Genomic DNA, 18,922 nt, shown 5'->3' on the forward strand with positions numbered 1-18,922 from the left:
GCAGTTTTGTTGCGATGCAGTGCAAAAACGGATCCCCTGAGAACGGCATCCACGCATGGCGTGGATCTACTGCAGAGCCCGCAACCCGATCGCCCATGGATCCACGCCACGCGTGGATGGGCAAACCCCAACGACACCCGGTAGATCCACGCCATGCGTGGATACGGGAACCGGCCAATACAAAAAAAGGGAGCCCGCGAACGGGCTCCCCTGACTTCTTCATGCAGCGCGCACCGGCTCGTAACCATGCAGGTGCGCCTCGCTGCTGGCCCGACCCTGGCTCAGCGAGCGCAGCGAGGTGGTATAGCCCACCAACTGCGCCAGCGGCGCGAAACCGCTGACCTCGGCACGGCCATCCTGGTCGTCGATGCGGGCAATGCGACCGTGGCGACGGTTGAGGTCGCCGACCACATCCCCCACCGATGCCGACGGCGAATGCACCGTCACCGCCATCACCGGCTCCAGCAGTTGCGTGCCGCCTTCTGCCAGCGCTGCCTTGATCGCCTCGGCGCCGGCGCGATGGAACGCCATCTCCGAAGAGTCCTTGGCATGGGTCTGGCCATCGACAAGACTGACCTCGATACCGACCACCGGATGCCCCTGCGGACCTTCCGACAGCGCAGCACGTACACCCTTTTCCACCGCCGCAATGAAGCTGCGCGGCACCACGCCACCGACGATGCGGTCGTTGAACACCACCTGGTCGTCCTCGCGCGGCGACACATCCAGCACCACGTGCGCGAACTGGCCCTGGCCGCCGGTCTGCTTGACCAGCCGGCCCACTACGCCGGTCATCGCACGCATCGGCGCCTCCTGGTAGGCCACGCGCGGCGCACCTACGCCCACGTCGACCTTCCATTCACTGCGCAGGCGCTCGACCATCACCTCCAGATGCAGCTCGCCCATGCCCCAGACCAGGGTCTCCGCCGTGTCGCGATCGGTTTCGACGCGGAACGACGGATCCTCCTGGGCCAGGCTGGCCAGGCCCTGTGCCATCCGGATCAGGTCGGCCGCACGTGCCGGCTCCAACCGCCAGGCCAGCACCGGCGCCTGTGCCTGGATGTTCTCCAGGCGCAGCGGCTGCGCACGCGCGCTCAGCGTTTCACCGCTGACCGCATCCTTCCAGCCCAGCACCGCGACGATGTCACCGGCCACGGCCTGTTCGATGTCGTGGGTCTGGTCAGCCTGCACCCGCACCAGGCGACTGACGCGCCGGCCTTGTGGATGCTGCGAACTCGCCACTGCGTCGCCCACCTTCAAGGTGCCCGAGTACAGCCGCACGAAGCTCAGGGCACCGTGCTGCTGGTGGGTGATCTTGAACAGCAGGCCGGCCAGCGGACCGTCAGGATCCGGCGGCAGCACCACCTCACCGCTCTCGCTTTCAGCAGTGACGGCGGGCCGATCCAGCGGCGACGGCAGGTAATCGACCACCGCATCCAGCAGCGTTTCGATGCCCTTGTCCTTGAACGCGGCACCGGCCAGCACAGGCACGCCCGCACCCGCCAGCGTCGCCCGGCGGATCGCCGCGCGCAGCAGTTCCGCGTCGATCACGCGACCTTCCAGCCACGCATCAGCCAGTTCTTCGTCGTGGTCGGCGACGGCTTCGACCAGTGCGTCGCGTTGCGGCTGCCACTGGATGCGCGCCGCATCGTCCCACGGCGTCACCGTGGTTACGGCACCATCCTGCCAGTGCAGCACGCGCTCATCGACCAGGTCGATCCAGCCGTTGAAGTCGCTTTCGCTGCCCAGTGGCACACCGAGCGCCCACGGCCGCGCCTGAAGCTTGTCCTGCAGCTGCTCCAGCACGCGCTCGAACGAGGCGCCGACGCGGTCCATCTTGTTGACGAAGGCGATCAGCGGCACGCGGTGGCGACGCGCCTGGCGCCACACGGTCTCGGACTGCGGCTGCACGCCATCGACGGCCGAGAACACCGCCACGGCACCATCAAGCACGCGCAGCGAACGCTCGACTTCAATGGCGAAGTCGATGTGGCCGGGGGTGTCGATCAGGGTCAGCCGATGCGGCGCCAGGTCGCGCGGCGCCCACTGCGCCTGCACGGCGGCGGCGCCGATGGTGATGCCACGTTCGCGTTCGATCGCCGAGAAGTCGGTGGTCGCATTGCCGTCGTGCACTTCGCCGACGCGATGGATCTCGCCGCTTTTCCACAGCAGGCGTTCGGTCAGCGTGGTCTTGCCGGCGTCGATGTGGGCAATGATGCCGAGGTTGCGACGGCGGGAAAGGGTCTGGGTGTTCATAAAGAGGTTCCTGCAAAGCCAACTCCAGGGGCCGCGCACCCCGGTTGGCGACAGGGTGCGCGGCTAGCGTTCGGTCTCGGCGATCTGGTGCATGGCACGTTCTCCTTGCGGTACATCGGGTTACGGAAAATGGAACTGCGGAAACGAAAAGAGCGCCCCGGAGGGCGCTCTGTCGAAGGTCCAGCGATGACCGTCTCAACGGCCTCGTGGGGCTCCAGGCAGACACGCCCGTTCCGCGCTTGCGCGGGTCAGGATGAAAAACTTCAGGAGCGGCATCCGGTTCATGAGGCGCATTCTAGACCTGCCAATCTGGCGCGCAAGTGAATATTGCGCACATAAATGGAACGATGAAGCCGACAACGATCGGGGTCGGATCCCGTTGCCACGGGCAAAGGGCTCTGACCCCAGCCGACCTCACTTGCACTCGTGCAGCGTGCGCGCCTCACCCACCGTCGCAGCCTGGTCGTCCCCCATCGAGATCCAGCCCTTCAGCGACATCGCCGGGTCCACCTGCGCCTGGCGGGGGCCGCCGTGGATCAACGCCTCAGTCCAGCTCCCCACCGGTGCCAGCTCGGACAGGCGAGCCGCCTGATCATCCTCCGTGCTGAACGTATCATCCGGCGAAGCGGGCTTGGCGTTGTTCACGGTTTCGGTCTTGCGCGCCCGCACCCGCAGCGCGCCGTCAGCCATGCGCTGGGTGGTGACGTCATACCGCTCCACACCGTAGGCCCAATTGCTTTCACCCGTGCGGTGCAGCTCGCTGCCATCGTCGGCCACCATCACCGCATCACCGGCCGCTTCGGCCACGGCTGCGATCGCCCCCAGCCCCGACATCACCGCTTGGTAGGTAATCATCTGCCGCTGCTCGGTGGTCAACACACCGGCCTTCAGCTTGGCGGCAGGAATCTTCAGGTACGCCGCTTCCTTGCACAGCACCAGCACCTGCTGGTCATCCCAGCTGACTGACAGCTCATCATTGGCAAAGTAGCGGGTGGTCATCGCGGCGACCGCCGCGCCATCACCGGCCGAGTACCGGGTTTCGATCAGAGAAGCCTGTTCGGCCGCGCTCATCAGCGACACCGGCGAAGTCGATGCCGCATTGGCGGCGCCTGCGGAGGCGACCATCAGGGCCAGCAGCACGCCACGCGAAACATTACAGATCATTGCATCAGTCCATTGAAGGAAATCCCGTCGAGCATGATACGCGGTGAAGCGCGCTACGCTGACTCAGGTCACCACCACCAGCGGCACTCCACGGCGCGGATGCTCCAGCACCACCACATCCTGCTGGTAGACCCGCTGCAGATTGTCTTCGGTGAGCACCTGCAGCGGCGTGCCATCGGCCGCCACCCTGCCCTGCTCCAGCAGCACGATGCGGTCGGCATAGCCGGCAGCCAGATTGAGGTCATGCAGCACCACGATCACACATGCGCCGGCCTCGGCACAGGCGCGCACACTGCGCAGCGTGCGTTCCTGGTGGCGCAGATCCAGCGCGGCGGTCGGCTCATCCAGCAACAGCAGCGGCGTGTCCTGCGCCAGCACGCGCGCGAACGTGGTCCGGGCGGACTCGCCGCCGGAGAGCTGCTGCACCTCGCGCAGGCGCAGCGCCTGCAGTTCGGCAGCATCGATGGCGGCTTCCACCTGGGCGTCATCCACCACCGGATCCGGCGGATGCGGCAGCCGCCCCATCGCCACCACTTCCTCCACGCTGAAGGCGAAACGCACACCGTGCTCCTGCGGCATCACCGCGCGCTCACGTGCCAGCGGCCCGGCCTTGTAGGTGGCCAACGTCTTGCCGAGCAGGCTTACCTCGCCCGCGTCAGCGCGCAGGTCACCGGCGGCGACTGCCAGCAACGTGGACTTGCCTGCGCCGTTCGGGCCCACCAGCGCGGTCACCGTACCCGGCTCGAACGCCAGCGAAATGCCATGCAGGATCTCGCGCTGCTGGCGGCGCACCACCACCTCGTGCAGTTTCAACAGCACGCTCATGGCGCAGCCTTGCGGCGCTGCTGCAGCACCAGCCAGAGGAAGAACGGCGCGCCCAGTGCGGCCGAGAACAGGCCCAGCGGAATCTCGGCCGGCGGATCCAATGTGCGCGCGGCAGTGTCGGCCACCACGATCAACAGCGCACCGAGCAGCCCGGACAACGGCAGCAGCCAGCGGTGTCCCGGGCCGACCAGCAGGCGTGCCACGTGCGGCACCACCAGGCCGACGAAACTGATGGAGCCGGCAAACGCCACCGCTGCCCCGACCAGCAGCGCGCTGAAGGCCACGAGGCGGCGACGCGTACGTGTGACATCCAGCCCGAGGTGCTGTGCCTGGCGTTCACCCAGCGCCAGCATGTCCAGCGGCGTAGCCAGCCGCTGCAGTGCGAACACACCAATGGCGAACAACGGCACCACCGCCGCCACGTCGGCCCAGTTGGCGCGCGCGAGCGAGCCCATCTGCCAGAACACCAGCGATTGCAGCTCGCTTTCGCTGGCGATATAGGTCAGGAAGCCGATCAGCGCCGAGCAGAACGCGGCCATCGCGATACCGACCAGCAGCAGCGTAGCGTTGCCCGTCCCCTTGCCCGATCGGGCCAATGCGTAGGTCAGGCCGATTGCGAGCGCGCCACCAGCGAACGCGGCCACCGGCACCAGCCAGCCGGCCGCACCGGCCGCGCCGAGCACGATGGCGGCAACTGCACCCAGTGCCGCGCCCTGACTGACGCCGACGATGCCGGGGTCGGCCAGCGGATTGCCGAACAGGCCCTGCAGGCTGGCGCCGGCCATCGCCAGCGACGCACCGACCATCGCGCCCAGAAGGGCGCGCGGAATGCGCAACTGCCATACCACAGCCAGGTCACGACTGCTGACTGCCTGCGGATCAAGCAGGCCCAGCTTCACCGCCAGCGCCTGCATCACCTCCAGCGGCGGCAACCGCAACGGACCCACGGCGAACGACGCCAGCACTGCCCCCAGCAGTGCGAATAGCGCCACCAGCAACATCGTCCGCCCGCGACGGCGGCGCCGATCCGCCGGACTCATGCCTTCGGCAACGCCGCCAGGGCCTTGGCCAGCGCCAGCGCACCGGCACCGGAGCCCACGCTGGTGTACTTCAGCTGCACATCCGGCATCACCCAGACCCGGTTGGCCTGACCGGCCGGCGTCTGCTTCAGCGTCGGGTACGCCTTCCACAGGCCTTCGGCACCGCCGAACAGCTGCAGGTCATGCTCGGTCACCAGGATCACTTCCGGTGCCGCCGCGACCACGCCCTCATTGCTCAGCTGCGAGTAGTTCTTCACTCCCGCTTCGGTACCGATGTTGATGCCGCCCGCCAGTGCGATCAGCTGCGCCGACGCACTGTCGGCACCTGCAACGGTCGGTGAGCCACCGGCGCCGGTGGCCGAGACGTGGATCACTCGTGGCGCATGGCCCAGGCCCTTGCCAATCGCTGCAGCCTCGTCGAGCTGATGCTGCACCTGTGTGGCAAGTGCCTGCCCTGCCTCGGCCAGCCCTAGTGCGGCGGCGACCTTGCGCACCTTGTCCGGCGCCGGCTGCAGATCGTCGATGACCACGGCCGGCTCACCCACTTCGCGCAGCTTCTTCGCCAGTTCGGTGTGGCGGCGCAGGCTGTTGCCGAGGAACAGCGACCCCTTCAGGCTCAGCACGCCTTCCACGCCCGTGGTGCGGTTGAACAGGAACTGGTGCGGCGCGGCCAGGCCGGCCTGGGTGGTGGTGTTGGTCGGCGCGGCGAACACCTGCGTGCCCAGGCCGAGCGCTTCAATCACCGCGATGACGTCGTCGCCGCCGGCAATGATGCGGCTGGTATCGACCACCTCGATATCGGCGCCGTCATCGGAATGCACCTTGGCCGGCAGCACCGCCTTCTGGTCATGCACCGCCGGCATCTCGGCACCGGCCACGCGCTGCCAGCCTGCCGGCAGCGCGGTTTCCGCAGCGGCCGTTGCGGCGGGCGGCTCGGCGGCCTTCTGGCCATCAGGCGGCGTCGACGAACCACTGCAGGCAGACAGCGCCAGCGAAACAGCCAACGGAAGCGCACACAGGCGCAGACGGGACACGATGCTCATGAATGTTCTCCTTGCTGGCAGGGCGACGCGCACGCCGCCCCGCCGTGTGACTTACTGCTTCGGGGTGATGCGGGTGATGCGGTCACCCTTCGGGTCTTCGGCGCCACGCGACTTGTTCACCGCGAACACGTTGCCCTTGCCGTCGGCGCGGACATGGTTCGGCAGCGTGCCGCCATCGAGGTTGGCGACCACCTTGCCATCACCATTGACCACGGTGACCGTGCCAGCGCCACGGTTGCTGACATAGGCCAGGCCGGAGGCATCATCGAAGGCGACGTTCAGCGCACCGGCGCCGACCGGCACGTCATGCAGCACCTTGCCGGCCGCCACGTCGACGATCAGCAGGTTGTCGGTGCCCTGCGATGCGACGTACAGGCGGTTGCGTGCCGCGTCGAAGGCCACGCCCGAGGCGCTGATCGAATTGCCCAGGTCGATGACCTTGTCGACCTTGCCGCTGGCCACGTCGATCACCGCCGCTTCCGGCGTGCCGATGCTGACGGTGAACAGCTTGCCGCCCTTCTCGTCCAGCACCAGGCTCATCGGGGTGAACTTGCCGTCATCCACGCCGGATTCCAGCGTCACTGCCGGCAGCTCCTTGAAGGTCCTGGCATCGAACACCGACAGGTGGTCTTCACCCGTGGCCGAGGCGAACACCTTGCCGTGGGTGCCATCGACCACCACGTCGCGCGCGTGCGGCACTGTGTCAACCGGGAACTGATGGACCAGCGACAGGTCCTTCTGGCGGTAGACCGCGATCGAGTTCTGGCGGGTGTTGGTCACCCAGACATTGCCGTTGGTGTCATCCACGCCCACGCCGTAGACCGCGTACACCGCGCCGTTGGTGCTGCCCGGCACCTGCGCCGGAGTGATCGCCTTGGTCACCTTCAGCGACTTCGGGTCCAGCTTCAGCAGCTGCGACTGGGTCACCGGCGGACGGCCCACGGCCGAGGTCACGAACACCGCATTGCTGGCGGCGCTGTAGGCGGACTGGTACAGGCCGGGCACCAGCTTGTTGGACTGGGTGGCGAACTGCGCCTGGCCCGACAGCGGCAGCTGCGGCGAGACGCGCAGCTTCAGCACCGTGGCCGCGGCCGGCTGGCTGGCGCGCACCACCACCGGATGGGTGCCCGGCACCGCGTCGGCCGGAATGCTCAGCTGGGTCTTGAAGTTGCCATCGGCATCGACCACCACCGGCTGGGCGTTGAGCACGCTGTCGCCACGCAGCAGGCTGACCTTCTGGCCCGGCACGAAGCCACGACCGACCACGTCGGCGGTGCTGCCGGGAACCACGTTCTCACCGCGGGAGACGACCTCACCCTTGAAGGTGGCGTTGGCCGGCTGGTCGAACACCGGCTGGGCGGTGGCGGTCACCGCCAGCAGCAGACCGGCGGCGAGGGAGGTAAGACGGAAAGACGGACGGAACAACATGGCAGGCTCCTTGCACACGTAGGCCGCGCCACGTGGCGCGGGAGTCATCGGTTGCCTGGGCCGCTGCACGTCGGCAGCCTCGCCTGGGTAGTGGGGTCGCACGACATCGCGTGCGAAGGGATTCATTCGGCGGCGTTGTCACCGCCATCGGGGGCGCCATCGCCGGCACTGCGGTCGGTCACGCCGTACAGCTCATGCAGCGCCGCGTGGAACGACGCAGGCAGCATCGGGCCGTGGCCAAGGCCGGGAAACTCGCGGTACTGCACGCGCATGCCCGGCACCTTGCCCAAGCGCTCGGACAGCTGCATCGCCGCATCCGGCGTGGCGCCGCCAATGCGGCGCAGGTGCGCGACCACGCGCGGGTTGTTCATGTCACGCTTGCCGCGATCACCGACACGCTCGGCACCACCCAGCATCAGCCAGAGCGTTGCCGGTTGGCCGTGCACGTTCTGCACGAACTGTTGTTCCGGATTACCCAGTGCCGCACCCTGGCTCCACCACAGCGACGGGCTGGCGGCCAGATAGGACTGGAAGGCGGCCGGGCGGGTGTACAGCGCATTGAGCACGAACAACCCGCCCAGCGAGTGGCCCCACAGCGCTTGCTGCTGCCTGTCGATGCGTGCGCGACGCTCGACTTCCGGCTTGATGCGGCGCTCGATCACATCCAGGAACGCGGCAGCACCGCCGCCAACCGCCTGGGTCGTACCGCTCTCGTCGTCGGCGCGGTCGATCCATGCGGTGTAGTCGCGGGTGCGCGCCTTCGAATCGATGCGCAGGTCGTTGTCATAGCCGATCAGCACCAGCACCGGCGGCGCCCTGCGTGCGGCCAACTCGGCCAGAAGCGGCTGGTCCAGCACCATGGCCACGGCATTGCCATCCAGCGCATACAGCACCGGCGATGGCGTCTTGCCGGCCTTGGCCGGGATCGCCAGGTTCACCCGCCAGCGGCGTTGCTGGTCGGGGCTGTCCACCACGAAATGCTCGAAGCGATAGCTCGCAGCCGGCTCATCGAGCACGGTGTGGCCGATCTTCTGCAGCGGATTGCGCTGCTGCGCATGGGCGTACGGGGTGACCAGGAGCAGACCCATCATCAAGGCGGCCAGGCCGCGGGCCAACGGGCCCCGGCGCGAAGGCAGGACGAAATGCTTCATCAGCGGCGGCAGAAGCGGCCCACGGCCGCCGGTTCACAAGGGACCGCAGTCTACCTCAAACGCGAATGATTATCACATCGATCAAACGTCACGCTGTGTATCACGCGCGCGATGACCCGGTTGCGCTGGACGCGGCACTCCCCTATTTTGCCGGCCACCGGGGCATTGGATCGCCCCGCTTACAGCGCAGCCACGGAGGGCGGGCAGTCTGCCGCCGACCAGGCCGCGTTCATCCGCGCCATGACCGCCATGGGATTGGATCCCATGATTGTGAGACTCCCTTGAAGCACACCGCACTGATCGCCCTGTCCCTCGGCCTGCTCGCCCCGTTGGCCGCCCACGCCGCGCAGGATCTGCCGTCGCTCTACCAGGCATTTGAAGAGGCCGGCAATTCGACGTTGAGCATGGACCAACTCAACCAGACGGTGACGTTCACCGCCGTGGCACTGAGCGTTTCCAGCAACCTGGCGGGCGAACCGCTGATCGAGGCCGGCGACGAGCAGGGCAATGTCCTGGCCCGGCTGACCAGCGACGATGCGCAGCAGGCCGCCAAGCTGAGCGCCCTGGAAGAAGGCGCAACGTTCACCGCCAGCTGCACGCTGCAGTTCAGCTCCGGCACGGACTACCTGTCCTTCGGCGATTGCACCATCAAGTAAAGACGAAGCCGGCGAAATGCCGGCTTCTCTTCTTTGCCTCTGTAGCGTCGAGCCATGCTCGACTTCCGCAGCCTTACGGCCCCGTCGGCACCGGGCCGTACACGTTCTCCTGCGGCGTACCCGGCATCAGCGCGAACACGAAGATCACCAGGCCACCGAACGGAACGAAGGCCAACAGGTACAACCAGCCCGACTGGTTGCAGTCGTGCAGGCGACGCACGGTGACAGCGATGACCGGCAGGAAGGTAGCCAGCCAGAACACAACGAACAGAATGATCGAAGCGATGCCCAGGCCATCGGACTGCATCACCAACCCGGCGATGAGCGGCACCATCAGCACGGCGGAGACGATCAACATGAACAGCTGGAACATCCAGTATTCGCGACGGTTGGCACGGCCCTCGAACTGGGCGTAACGCTTCAACGGCAGAATCATTTCCTGCACGGCATCCATCCTTGAAAAAGTAGCCGCGCAGTGTGCCAAAGACCGGCGCGCAGGACAACGTAGAATCGAGCCATGCATGTGTAGAGTCGAGCCATGCTCGACTGCTGCTCCAGAAGGCACCTGCAGCCCGTGCAAAAGCGGAGTCGAGCATGGCTCGACTCTACCTAAGCCGGCTCAACGGCCCTTCGCGGCCCGCGCCGCTTCGCGCTCGGCACGCAGCCGGTCCAGCTTTTCCTTCAGCTTGATTTCCAGCCCGCGCGGCACCGGGTTGTAGTACACGCGTTCGCCCATCGCATCCGGGAAGCCGGTCTGGTCCAGTGCGATGCCACCCTCGGCGTCGTGGTCGTACTGGTATTCAGCGCCGTAGCCCAGCTCCTTCATCAGCTTGGTCGGCGCATTGCGCAGGTGCAGCGGCACCTCTTCGGTGCCACTCTCGCGCACGTCGGCCTTGGCCTGGTTGAAGGCCGCATAGCCGGCATTCGACTTGGCGGTGCTGGCCAGGTACAGCACCAGCTGCGCAAAGGCGAGCTCGCCTTCCGGACTGCCCAGCCGCTCGTAGATGTCCCAGGCCTCCAACGCCATGCTCTGCGCGCGCGGATCGGCCAGGCCGATGTCCTCGATGGCCATGCGGGTCAGACGGCGCGCCAGGTAGGACGGATCGCAGCCACCGTCGAGCATGCGGGTCAGCCAGTACAGCGCGGCATCCGGGTTGGAGCTGCGTACCGACTTGTGCAGTGCCGAGATCTGGTCGTAGAACTGCTCGCCGCCCTTGTCGAAGCGACGGGTGCGGTCGGCCAGTACCTGGGTCAGGGTCTGCGGCGTGATACGCCCACCCTCCCCGCCCGCCAGCTCGGCGGCGATCTCCAGCAGGGTCAGCGCACGGCGCACGTCGCCGTCGGCGGCGGTAGCGATTTCCAGCAGCAGCTCGGGGGCGACCTCGATGCCCTCCTCGCCCAGGCCGCGTTCGCGGTCACCCAGCGCACGCTCCAGCGCCTCGACGATGTCGGTAGGTGAAACACCTTCCAGCACATGCACGCGGCAGCGCGACAGCAGTGCGGAGTTCAGCTCGAACGACGGATTTTCGGTGGTGGCACCGACAAACAGGATGGTGCCGCGTTCGATGTGCGGCAGGAACGCGTCCTGCTGTGCCTTGTTGAAGCGATGCACCTCGTCCACGAACAGCACGGTGCGGCGACCTTCAGCGAAACGCTGTGCGGCCTCTGCCAGCACCTGGCGCACTTCCGGCAGGCCGGACAGCACCGCGGAGATGGCGCGGAATTCGGCGTCGGAATACTCGGCCAGCAGCAGCGCCAGCGTGGTCTTGCCGCAGCCCGGCGGCCCCCACAGGATCATCGAATGCACTCGCCCGGATTCGACCGCGCGACGCAGCGCGCTGTCCGGCGCCAGCAGGCGCTTCTGCCCGACCATTTCGTCGAGGGTGCGCGGGCGCATGCGCTCGGCCAGCGGGCGCAGATGTTCCCGATCGACGCTCAGCAGATCGGGGCCGGGAAAGGATGTTGAACGATGTCTTGCCACCCGCTCATTGTACCGCGAGAGCGTGCCAACCAAGGTTGGCACCCACCACGGCGGCCGGGCCATGAGCGGTAGTGCCGGCCGCTGGCCGGCAGATCAAGAGCGTGTCAACCAAGGTTGACACCTACCGAAGCAGATCAAAAGCATGCCAACCAACGGTTGGCACCCACCAGAGCAGGTAGCGCCGGGCCATGCCCGGCGTCCCCGATCAATTACCGATGACGTCGGTGCCCTTCGGCGGGGTGAAGCTGAAGGTGCCGGCAGCGAAGCCCGGGTTGCGCTTCCAGCCGCTGAAGCTGATCACGGTGCGCTGGCCGACGGCGTCGGTGATCTCCATCTTGGCCAGGCCCTGGGCATTGAAGCCCAGCGCGGCGTACTGGAAGCTGGCTTCGGTCTCGCGCTTCGGCGACAGCGACAGCCACTGCAGGCCGTCGCGCTGCGCGGCCTCTTCACTGACGTCGTACTGCTGTTCCAGCAGCGCCGGGTTGATCAGCGCGGTCAGCGGGCTGTTCTGCTCTTCCTTGCCCTGCTCGCGCACGGTGGCCTGCTCCAGGTCCGGCTCGTACATCCAGACCTTCTTGCCATCGGCCACGATCAACTGTTCGTGCGGGCGCACGTACTCCCAGCGGAACAGGCGCGGCGCCGACAGGGCCACGCGGCCGCTGGTAGATTCCTTCACCTTGCCGCGGCTGTCGAACACCTGCTGGCTGAACTGGCCATCCAGGCCCTTCAGGCCACTGGTGAAGGTCTTCAGGTCATCGCGGGCGCCAGCCCAGGCGCTGCCGGCGGCGGCGCAGGCCACGGCCAGTGTGGTGGTGGCAAGGAAACGGCGGAAGCGGAAGTTCATGCGGGAATCCTGTGGGCGCGGGCGCCAGGAAAGGTGGTTGCCAGTGTGCCCAAATAAAGATGAATGGGCGATCAGGGCGACATTATGCCGCCCCGAACGTCCATCGGCGATTCAGCCGCCGGAGCCCGGCAGCTTGCCGTACAGCACCTGGCCACGGAAGCCACGACGCACTTCGCGGTACAGCGCGCGGAACGCCGGATAGTCCTGCGGCTGGCACAACGCCTCCGGGCCGCGCACCGCGTTCTGCTGCAAGCGGTGGTGCACGATCACGTCCTGGCCCTCGCGACTCCAGTCCACCCGATACTCACCGGCGGCGTTGGTGAAACGCTGGCTCGCCGGGATGGCGATGATCGGTGCATTGGCCGGGAACTGCAGGCGGTAGGTTTCCTCGCGCAGGCTGGCATTGCAGTAGAACGGCGTCTCGTTGGCCGGCGCCGAGGCGGTGGCGTACAGCCCACGTACCGACTCGCCACCCGGCGGGTCCGGAACGGCCATGCCGCCGGCCACGCTGAAGTCGGCGTAGTCCTCGGCCTGGAACGCCATGCGGTAGCCGAACGGCCGGGTCAGGTCGACCGGCACGCCCTGGATCTGCAGCTGCCCTCGCCCGTCGAAACCGGACGCGGCCATGATCTGCTCCTCGGCGCGCGCACGGTTCTGCGCGTTGAGCTGGGAGAACTGGGCACGCATGCCGATCTCGGCGTTCTCGCCCAGCTTCGGGATCGTCTCGCCGCGCAGGTTGCCGTTGGCGTCGAAGGTGAAACGCACCTCCATCGAGGTGGCATTGCGCTGCGGCGTGTTGGCCGGGGTGCGTGCCAGCGTGGCATCGCGGGTGCGCATCACCGGTGCGCCCAGGTCACCTTCCGGCAACTGCCCGAAGCGCGCCCACGCGGTGGTCGAATCCAGGTACAGATCGAATTCGGGGATGTAGGTGATGGCGTGGTTGAAGCGGCCGAGCACCGGGATCTTCGGCAGCGTCGGGCCGCCGCCGGCACCGATCAGCACCGGCGAACTGGCGATGCCCTTGGCTGCCAGCAGCGCCTCGAGGATCGTCACATGGTCCTTGCAGTCACCATAGTGGTTGTCGAGGATGCTCTGCGCGCTATTCGGCTCCAGGCCACCATTGCCCAGGTACACCGCCACATAGCGGATGTTCTGCGCGACCCAGCGGTACAGCGCATCGGCCTGCTCGCGGCGGTCGCTGATACCGGCGGTGACCTGGTCGGCCAGCGCCTGCAGTTCCGGCGTGACCTGCGCGGCAGGGCCGGCCTTGAGCTGGTAGGCGCGACCCATCTGCGACCAGTCACGATAGGTGCTCGCCATGATGTTCGGGCCAAACTCCCAGCCCGCCGCCGACCAGTTCTGTGCTGGCATGGCTTCGCGCCGCTGGTAGCGCCAGCGCCACTGTGCCTGTCCGTTCTTCACCGTTGGGCGATCACTGCCCTGCACGCCGCGGCTGTCGACGAACATCGGCAGGTTGGCCGGCGCACTCAGGGTGACCTCGGCGTCCTCGTACTCGGTGAAGACATTGAAGGTTTCCCACAGGCCGAAGTAGCCCGGGAAGTACGGCGTGGCCTGAGTGCGGCGCACCTGGTAATACAGGCGCGTGCCCGGGGCCAGGTTCGGGAACACGATCACCCGCACCTTGCGGTCGGCATACATCGCTGCCGAAGCGCTGGAGTAGCTCTCCTGGGTGTAGATGCGGTCGGCCGGTACGTCGCGGCGCTGGCCATCGGCGGTGATGGTGTAGGCGCCGAGCACTTCCAGCGTTTCCATCTTTTCGCTGTAGCTCAGCCGCACCTGACTGAACTGCTCGACGGAGGCCTTGGTCTTGAGCAGGACTTCGTAGGTTTCGGTCTGCACATTGCCCGCATCCGGCCGCACCTGGTAATCGGCGCGGTAACGGACAATGCTGAAATTATTGCTGGCTTCGGTATCGCCGCTGGTGGAAGGCGGCGCCGTGGCGGGCGCGGAGGTGGCGGTGTCTGCCAGTGCCGGGCCGGCAGCCATCAGGGCTGCCAGCGCCAGTGCCAGCGCGCTTGGTACGGGGTGAAGCATGCGTCGGTTCCTTGGACGTCGTGGGGGATACGTCGAGCCTTACTTCGGCGGCGGCGGTGCCAGCACCGTGCGGTCGCCGTTGTGCTCGGGCGGACTGACCACGCCGGCCGCTTCCATGGCCTCGATCAGTCGCGCTGCACGGTTGTAGCCGATCTTCAGCCGGCGCTGCACGCCGGAAATCGAAGCGCGGCGGGTCTCGGTGACCACCCGCAGCGCTTCGTCATACAACGGGTCGGACTCATCGCCGGCAGAGCTGTTCTCGGGCAGGCCGGTGGCACCGACGACCACGCCGTCGCCCATCGTCTGCACTTCGTCCAGCACGCCGTCGACATAGTCGGCCGGGCCCATCGCCTTGAGATGTTCGACCACGCGGTGCACTTCCTCGTCGGAGACGAAGGCGCCGTGCACGCGCTCGGGCATCGCGGTACCCGGCGGCAGGTACAGCATGTCGCCGTGGCCGAGCAGGGTTTCCGCGCCCGACTGGTCGAGGATGGTGCGCGAGTCGATCTTGGAGCTGACCTGGAAGGCGATGCGGGTCGGGATGTTGGCCTTGATCAGGCCGGTGATCACGTCCACCGACGGGCGCTGCGTGGCCAGGATCAGGTGGATGCCGGCCGCACGCGCCTTCTGCGCCAGGCGCGCGATCAGTTCTTCCACCTTCTTGCCGACGATCATCATCATGTCGGCGAATTCGTCGATGAAGATGACGATGAACGGCAGCGTCTCCAGCGGACGCGGCGCCTCGCCCAGTTCCGGGTTCGGCTTGAACAGCGGGTCCATCAGCGGCTGGCCGGCGTCCTGCGCTTCCTTCACCTTCTTGTTGAAGCCGGCCAGGTTGCGCACGCCCACCGCGCTCATCAGCTTGTAGCGGCGCTCCATCTCGGCCACGCACCAGCGCAGGCCGTTGGCAGCCTCCTTCATGTCGGTGACCACCGGCGCCAGCAGGTGCGGGATGCCCTGGTAGACGCTCAGTTCGAGCATCTTCGGGTCGATCATCAGCATCCGCAGGTCTTTCGGCGAGGCCTTGAACAGCAGGCTCAGCACCATCGCGTTGACCGCCACCGACTTGCCCGAACCGGTGGTACCGGCCACCAGCAGGTGCGGCATGCGCGCCAGGTCAGCCACGGTGGAGCGACCGGCAATGTCCTTGCCCAGCGCCAGGGTCAGCACGCTGGCCGACTTGTCGTATTCCTTCGAGCGCAGCAGCTCGGACAGGTAGATCATCTCGCGGGTGACGTTGGGAATTTCCAGGCCGATCACCGACTTGCCCGGAATCACGTCGACCACGCGCACCGACTTCACCGACAGGCCGCGCGCGATGTCCTTGTCCAGCGAACTGATCTGGCTGACCTTGATGCCCGGCGCGGGCTCGATCTCGAAGCGGGTGATGACCGGGCCCGGGTTGGCGCCGACCACCTGGGCGTCGATGCGGAAGTCCTTCAGCTTGAACTCGATCTGCCGCGACAGCGCGTCCAGGGTTTCCTTGTCATAGCCCACCGGCTGCGGCTTGGGGTCGTCCAGCAGGGCCAGCGGCGGCAGGTCCGAGCCGTCGCCGTTGACGCCACGGAACATCGGGATCTGCGTGTCGCGCTTGGCCCGGTCACTCTTCTCGATCACCGGCTCCGGGCGCGGCTCGATCTTCACCGGCTCGCGCTTGGCGCGTACCTCGGCATCGGCCTTGCGCACTTCCTGGCGCTCCTCGCGCATCACCCGGGTCTGCTGCCACTCGGTGACTTCTTCCTTCTTGCGCGCCAGCAACGGCGCCAGCGACATCACGCCGCGACCGATCTTCTCCATCACCGTGAACCAGGACAGCCCGGTGGCCAGGGTGATCGAGGCCAGCAGCAGCACCAGCACGAACAGGTTCGCGCCCAGCGCGCCGAAGCCCACCGTGAGCGAATTGCCGACCAGCTTGCCGAGGATGCCGCCGGCGCTGGAGACATCGCCACTGAACAGCCGGACATGCAGGAAGCCGGTGCCGGCGATCAGGAAACCGACCAGGCCGACCAGGCGCAGCGCCGGGTCCAGGTCGTTCTCGCCCTTGCTCTCGCGCTTGAGGCCGAACATGGCGATCCACGCCAGCGCGCCCAGCACCACCGGCAACAGGAAGGCGATGTAGCCGAACAGCTGCAGCAGCACATCGGCGATCCAGGCCCCGGCGCGGCCGCCGAGGTTGTGCACCGGTGCGACCACGCTGCCGGTGTGCGACCAGCCCGGATCCGTGGCTGAATACGTGAAAAGACTGGCCGCCAGGTACAGCAGGGCCGGCGCGATCGCGATCAGGCCCAGATCGCGCCAGAGGCGCTGGCGGCGTGGATTGTCGGTCGTCGCCGCCGCGGCCGTGCGACGTGACGCCTTGCTGTCGTCGGACTTGGAGCGTTCGGGGACCTGCTTCGCCACCTTAGACCATACCTTTGGAATGCGCTGTTAGTGATTGATAATAAATGAGACGGCGTCAGTTTTCAGTTATGCGACATCTGACAGGGCGATCAGAGGGCCGGAACCACCGCTGGATGACGGCGTTCTGTTCATCGGCTTGAATCGCCCTGCCCCAGCCGCCACTCTATGACCAGCCACGGATGCTGCGCAAACATCGCCAGCGCCTTGTCCCATCTACCTTTTCGCGAGTCTACATGAGCACCAGCCTGCCCTCCCGCCACCAGCGCCTCGTCATCCTCGGTTCCGGCCCGGCCGGTTGGACCGCCGCCGTCTACGCCGCCCGTGCCAACCTGAAGCCGGTCGTCATCACCGGCCTGCAGCAGGGCGGCCAGCTGATGACCACCACCGAGGTGGACAACTGGCCGGGCGACGCCCACGGCCTGATGGGCCCGGACCTGATGGCGCGCATGCAGGCCCACGCCGAGCGCTTCGAGACCGAGGTCATCTTCGACCACATCCACACCGCCGATGTGTGGCAGCGCCCGTTCAAACTGATCGGCGACAGCCACGAGTACACCTGCGATGCCCTGATCATCGCCACCGGCGCCACCGCCAAGTACCTGGGCATCCCGACCGAGGACGAGTTCAAGGGCCGCGGCGTGTCCGCCTGCGCCACCTGTGACGGCTTCTTCTACCGCGACCAGGACGTGGTCGTGGTCGGTGGCGGCAATACCGCCGTGGAAGAGGCGCTGTACCTGTCCAACATCGCCCGCAAGGTCTACCTGGTCCACCGCCGCGACACCCTCAAGGCGGAAAAGATCATGCAGGACAAGCTGTTCAAGAAGGTGGCCGAAGGCAAGATCGAGACCGTCTGGCACCACCAGGTGGAGGAAGTGCTGGGCAACGACGCCGGCGTGACCGGCGTGCGCGTGAAGTCCACCCTGGACGGCAGCACCCGCGACATCGACGCCCACGGCTTCTTCGTGGCCATCGGCCACCACCCGAACACCACCCTGTTCGACGGCCAGCTGGCGATGAACAACGGCTACCTGGAAATCCGCTCGGGCCTGGGCGGCAACGCCACCCAGACCTCGGTGGAAGGCGTGTTCGCCGCCGGCGACGTGGCCGACCAGCACTACCGCCAGGCGATCACCTCGGCCGGCTTCGGCTGCATGGCCGCACTGGATGCCGAGCGTTACCTGGACGCGCAGGGCAAGGCCAGCTGAGTCGCTGACCTGCTTCTGTAGCGTCGAGCCATGCTCGACCCAGACCAAAGGCCGGCGCGAAAGCGCCGGCCTTTGTACTTTCAGTAGTGCCAGGCCACGCCTGGCGGACCGATGCCAGCCTTCACGCCCGCACGCACGCCTGCGAGAACTCGACCGGTGCCGTGGCAACGCCATCCGCGTCGCGCAGTACAGCACTCCAGCGCGCGACACCCGGGTCTGGGCCATTGCAGGCGAGATTGATGGTCAGCGGTTTGGCAGGGTCATCGAACGTCGTCGCCGATGGCGTGCATGCGCCTTCCTCCGAACAGGAGGCCAGTGAGAGCTCCACAGACAACGGATACTGAGGATTCCCGGCATAGCCCAGTTCAATCCCGGAACCAGTCGCCCCACGCATCCGCCGCAGCGCCTCTCCCGCCTCCCGCGCCGCGTCGTCCGCAGCCTTTATCTCGGGAAAGTAGTATTCGATCTCTTTCCCGTCATACAGAAAAACGACACGACTGAACGGCGCCGCCTGCTCGGCCCAATGCAGTAGTCCAAAACTGATCTCGCTTCGCTGATCCTCGAACGACGGTCCGTAATCGGCAGGAAGGAAGACCCGATCCAGCGCTACGGTCACTACACCGTTGGCGATATCTGCTGACACCTCAACCCGGTGACTGCGCGCCTGGCCATCCACGAGACGAACGCGCTCCAGAATATCGCGCGCCTTCTGGGTCAAGAGGATGTCGAGCCCAGTGTCCTGCCCCATCGCAGGAGGAGCATCAACGGCCTGCGCGGGGCTGATCAACAGTCCGCTGCCCAAAAGAGACAGCAGGACAGAAAGGGATCCAAGGCGAATTTTCTGGTTCATTTTGGCTACTCCATGCAAAGAGTG

General features: G+C 66.8%; 15 protein-coding genes. 2 read left to right on the forward strand and 13 right to left on the reverse strand.

The features are described from left to right. Positions 1 to 219: 219 nt before the first annotated feature. From fusA to ACXI0D_RS18845, 7 genes are all read right to left on the reverse strand, one after another. Positions 220 to 2,256, reverse strand: coding sequence for an elongation factor G (gene fusA, locus ACXI0D_RS18815; protein WP_479642968.1), 2,037 nt, complete (start codon positions 2,254 to 2,256; stop codon positions 220 to 222). Positions 2,257 to 2,670: 414 nt separating this feature from the next. Beyond that, on the reverse strand, positions 2,671 to 3,420 hold the full coding sequence (locus ACXI0D_RS18820; protein WP_479642969.1) for a hypothetical protein: 750 nt from the start codon (positions 3,418 to 3,420) through the stop codon (positions 2,671 to 2,673). 63 nt (positions 3,421 to 3,483) lie between these two features. Then, positions 3,484 to 4,245 carry a heme ABC transporter ATP-binding protein gene (locus tag ACXI0D_RS18825; protein WP_479642970.1) on the reverse strand — a complete coding sequence of 254 codons (762 nt, stop codon included), beginning with the start codon at positions 4,243 to 4,245 and terminating at the stop codon, positions 3,484 to 3,486. Then, on the reverse strand, positions 4,242 to 5,285 hold the full coding sequence (locus ACXI0D_RS18830; protein WP_479642971.1) for a FecCD family ABC transporter permease: 1,044 nt from the start codon (positions 5,283 to 5,285) through the stop codon (positions 4,242 to 4,244). Before ACXI0D_RS18830 ends, ACXI0D_RS18825 begins: the two co-directional genes overlap by 4 nt. Continuing rightward, on the reverse strand, positions 5,282 to 6,328 hold the full coding sequence (locus ACXI0D_RS18835) for a heme/hemin ABC transporter substrate-binding protein (RefSeq protein ID WP_479642972.1): 1,047 nt from the start codon (positions 6,326 to 6,328) through the stop codon (positions 5,282 to 5,284). The genes ACXI0D_RS18830 and ACXI0D_RS18835 overlap by 4 nt, the downstream gene beginning before the upstream one ends. Positions 6,329 to 6,379: 51 nt before the next feature. After that, positions 6,380 to 7,756: a YncE family protein gene (locus ACXI0D_RS18840; protein ID WP_479642973.1), complete on the reverse strand. Its 1,377-nt coding sequence runs from the start codon at positions 7,754 to 7,756 to the stop codon at positions 6,380 to 6,382. 122 nt (positions 7,757 to 7,878) lie between these two features. Continuing rightward, entirely contained in the window at positions 7,879 to 8,907 is a 1,029-nt protein-coding gene (locus ACXI0D_RS18845; protein ID WP_479642974.1) for an alpha/beta hydrolase, read from the reverse strand. Positions 8,908 to 9,188: 281 nt separating this feature from the next. On the opposite strand from ACXI0D_RS18845, the gene ACXI0D_RS18850 reads away from it, so the two are divergent. Next, positions 9,189 to 9,563, forward strand: a complete 375-nt coding sequence (locus ACXI0D_RS18850; protein ID WP_479642975.1) for a hypothetical protein — start codon at positions 9,189 to 9,191, stop codon at positions 9,561 to 9,563. 73 nt (positions 9,564 to 9,636) lie between these two features. Here the strand turns inward: ACXI0D_RS18850 and ACXI0D_RS18855 are convergent, their stop codons facing one another. The 5 genes from ACXI0D_RS18855 to ACXI0D_RS18875 form a co-directional block, all read right to left on the reverse strand. Continuing rightward, on the reverse strand, positions 9,637 to 10,008 hold the full coding sequence (locus tag ACXI0D_RS18855) for a DUF805 domain-containing protein (RefSeq protein WP_479642976.1): 372 nt from the start codon (positions 10,006 to 10,008) through the stop codon (positions 9,637 to 9,639). Between the two features lie 174 nt (positions 10,009 to 10,182). Further along, the gene (locus tag ACXI0D_RS18860; protein ID WP_014037159.1) at positions 10,183 to 11,460 is read right to left on the reverse strand and encodes a replication-associated recombination protein A; all 1,278 of its coding nucleotides are present in this window, start codon (positions 11,458 to 11,460) and stop codon (positions 10,183 to 10,185) included. Between the two features lie 289 nt (positions 11,461 to 11,749). Further along, positions 11,750 to 12,388 carry an outer membrane lipoprotein periplasmic chaperone LolA gene (gene lolA, locus ACXI0D_RS18865; protein WP_005413289.1) on the reverse strand — a complete coding sequence of 213 codons (639 nt, stop codon included), beginning with the start codon at positions 12,386 to 12,388 and terminating at the stop codon, positions 11,750 to 11,752. 111 nt (positions 12,389 to 12,499) lie between these two features. Beyond that, complete coding sequence (locus ACXI0D_RS18870) at positions 12,500 to 14,443, reverse strand: DUF3857 domain-containing protein (RefSeq protein WP_049445353.1); 1,944 nt, start codon at positions 14,441 to 14,443, stop codon at positions 12,500 to 12,502. 39 nt (positions 14,444 to 14,482) lie between these two features. Beyond that, a complete protein-coding gene (locus tag ACXI0D_RS18875; protein ID WP_032127351.1) occupies positions 14,483 to 16,843 on the reverse strand; it encodes a DNA translocase FtsK in 2,361 nt (786 codons plus the stop codon). A 233-nt stretch (positions 16,844 to 17,076) separates the two neighbouring features. Here ACXI0D_RS18875 and trxB point away from each other — a divergent pair, with 233 nt between their 5' ends. Beyond that, entirely contained in the window at positions 17,077 to 18,048 is a 972-nt protein-coding gene (trxB, locus tag ACXI0D_RS18880; RefSeq protein ID WP_479642977.1) for a thioredoxin-disulfide reductase, read from the forward strand. A 121-nt stretch (positions 18,049 to 18,169) separates the two neighbouring features. On the opposite strand, the gene ACXI0D_RS18885 is transcribed toward trxB, so the two are convergent. Continuing rightward, a complete protein-coding gene (locus tag ACXI0D_RS18885) occupies positions 18,170 to 18,898 on the reverse strand; it encodes a hypothetical protein (RefSeq protein ID WP_049445360.1) in 729 nt (242 codons plus the stop codon). Between the last annotated feature and the right edge of the window lie 24 nt (positions 18,899 to 18,922).

Source organism: Stenotrophomonas sp. C9D9 (genome assembly GCF_056491205.1).

Coding starts and splice junctions, on each gene's coding strand:
- ACXI0D_RS18860 (WP_014037159.1), bottom strand. CDS start 11,460: ATGCGCCCGCGCACCCTCGACGAAATGGTCGGGCAGAAGCGCCTGCTG.
- lolA (WP_005413289.1), bottom strand. CDS start 12,388: ATGAACTTCCGCTTCCGCCGTTTCCTTGCCACCACCACACTGGCCGTG.
- ACXI0D_RS18830 (WP_479642971.1), bottom strand. CDS start 5,285: ATGAGTCCGGCGGATCGGCGCCGCCGTCGCGGGCGGACGATGTTGCTG.
- ACXI0D_RS18835 (WP_479642972.1), bottom strand. CDS start 6,328: ATGAGCATCGTGTCCCGTCTGCGCCTGTGTGCGCTTCCGTTGGCTGTT.
- ACXI0D_RS18825 (WP_479642970.1), bottom strand. CDS start 4,245: ATGAGCGTGCTGTTGAAACTGCACGAGGTGGTGGTGCGCCGCCAGCAG.
- ACXI0D_RS18870 (WP_049445353.1), bottom strand. CDS start 14,443: ATGCTTCACCCCGTACCAAGCGCGCTGGCACTGGCGCTGGCAGCCCTG.
- ACXI0D_RS18820 (WP_479642969.1), bottom strand. CDS start 3,420: ATGATCTGTAATGTTTCGCGTGGCGTGCTGCTGGCCCTGATGGTCGCC.
- ACXI0D_RS18845 (WP_479642974.1), bottom strand. CDS start 8,907: ATGAAGCATTTCGTCCTGCCTTCGCGCCGGGGCCCGTTGGCCCGCGGC.
- ACXI0D_RS18840 (WP_479642973.1), bottom strand. CDS start 7,756: ATGTTGTTCCGTCCGTCTTTCCGTCTTACCTCCCTCGCCGCCGGTCTG.
- fusA (WP_479642968.1), bottom strand. CDS start 2,256: ATGAACACCCAGACCCTTTCCCGCCGTCGCAACCTCGGCATCATTGCC.
- ACXI0D_RS18885 (WP_049445360.1), bottom strand. CDS start 18,898: ATGAACCAGAAAATTCGCCTTGGATCCCTTTCTGTCCTGCTGTCTCTT.
- trxB (WP_479642977.1), top strand. CDS start 17,077: ATGAGCACCAGCCTGCCCTCCCGCCACCAGCGCCTCGTCATCCTCGGT.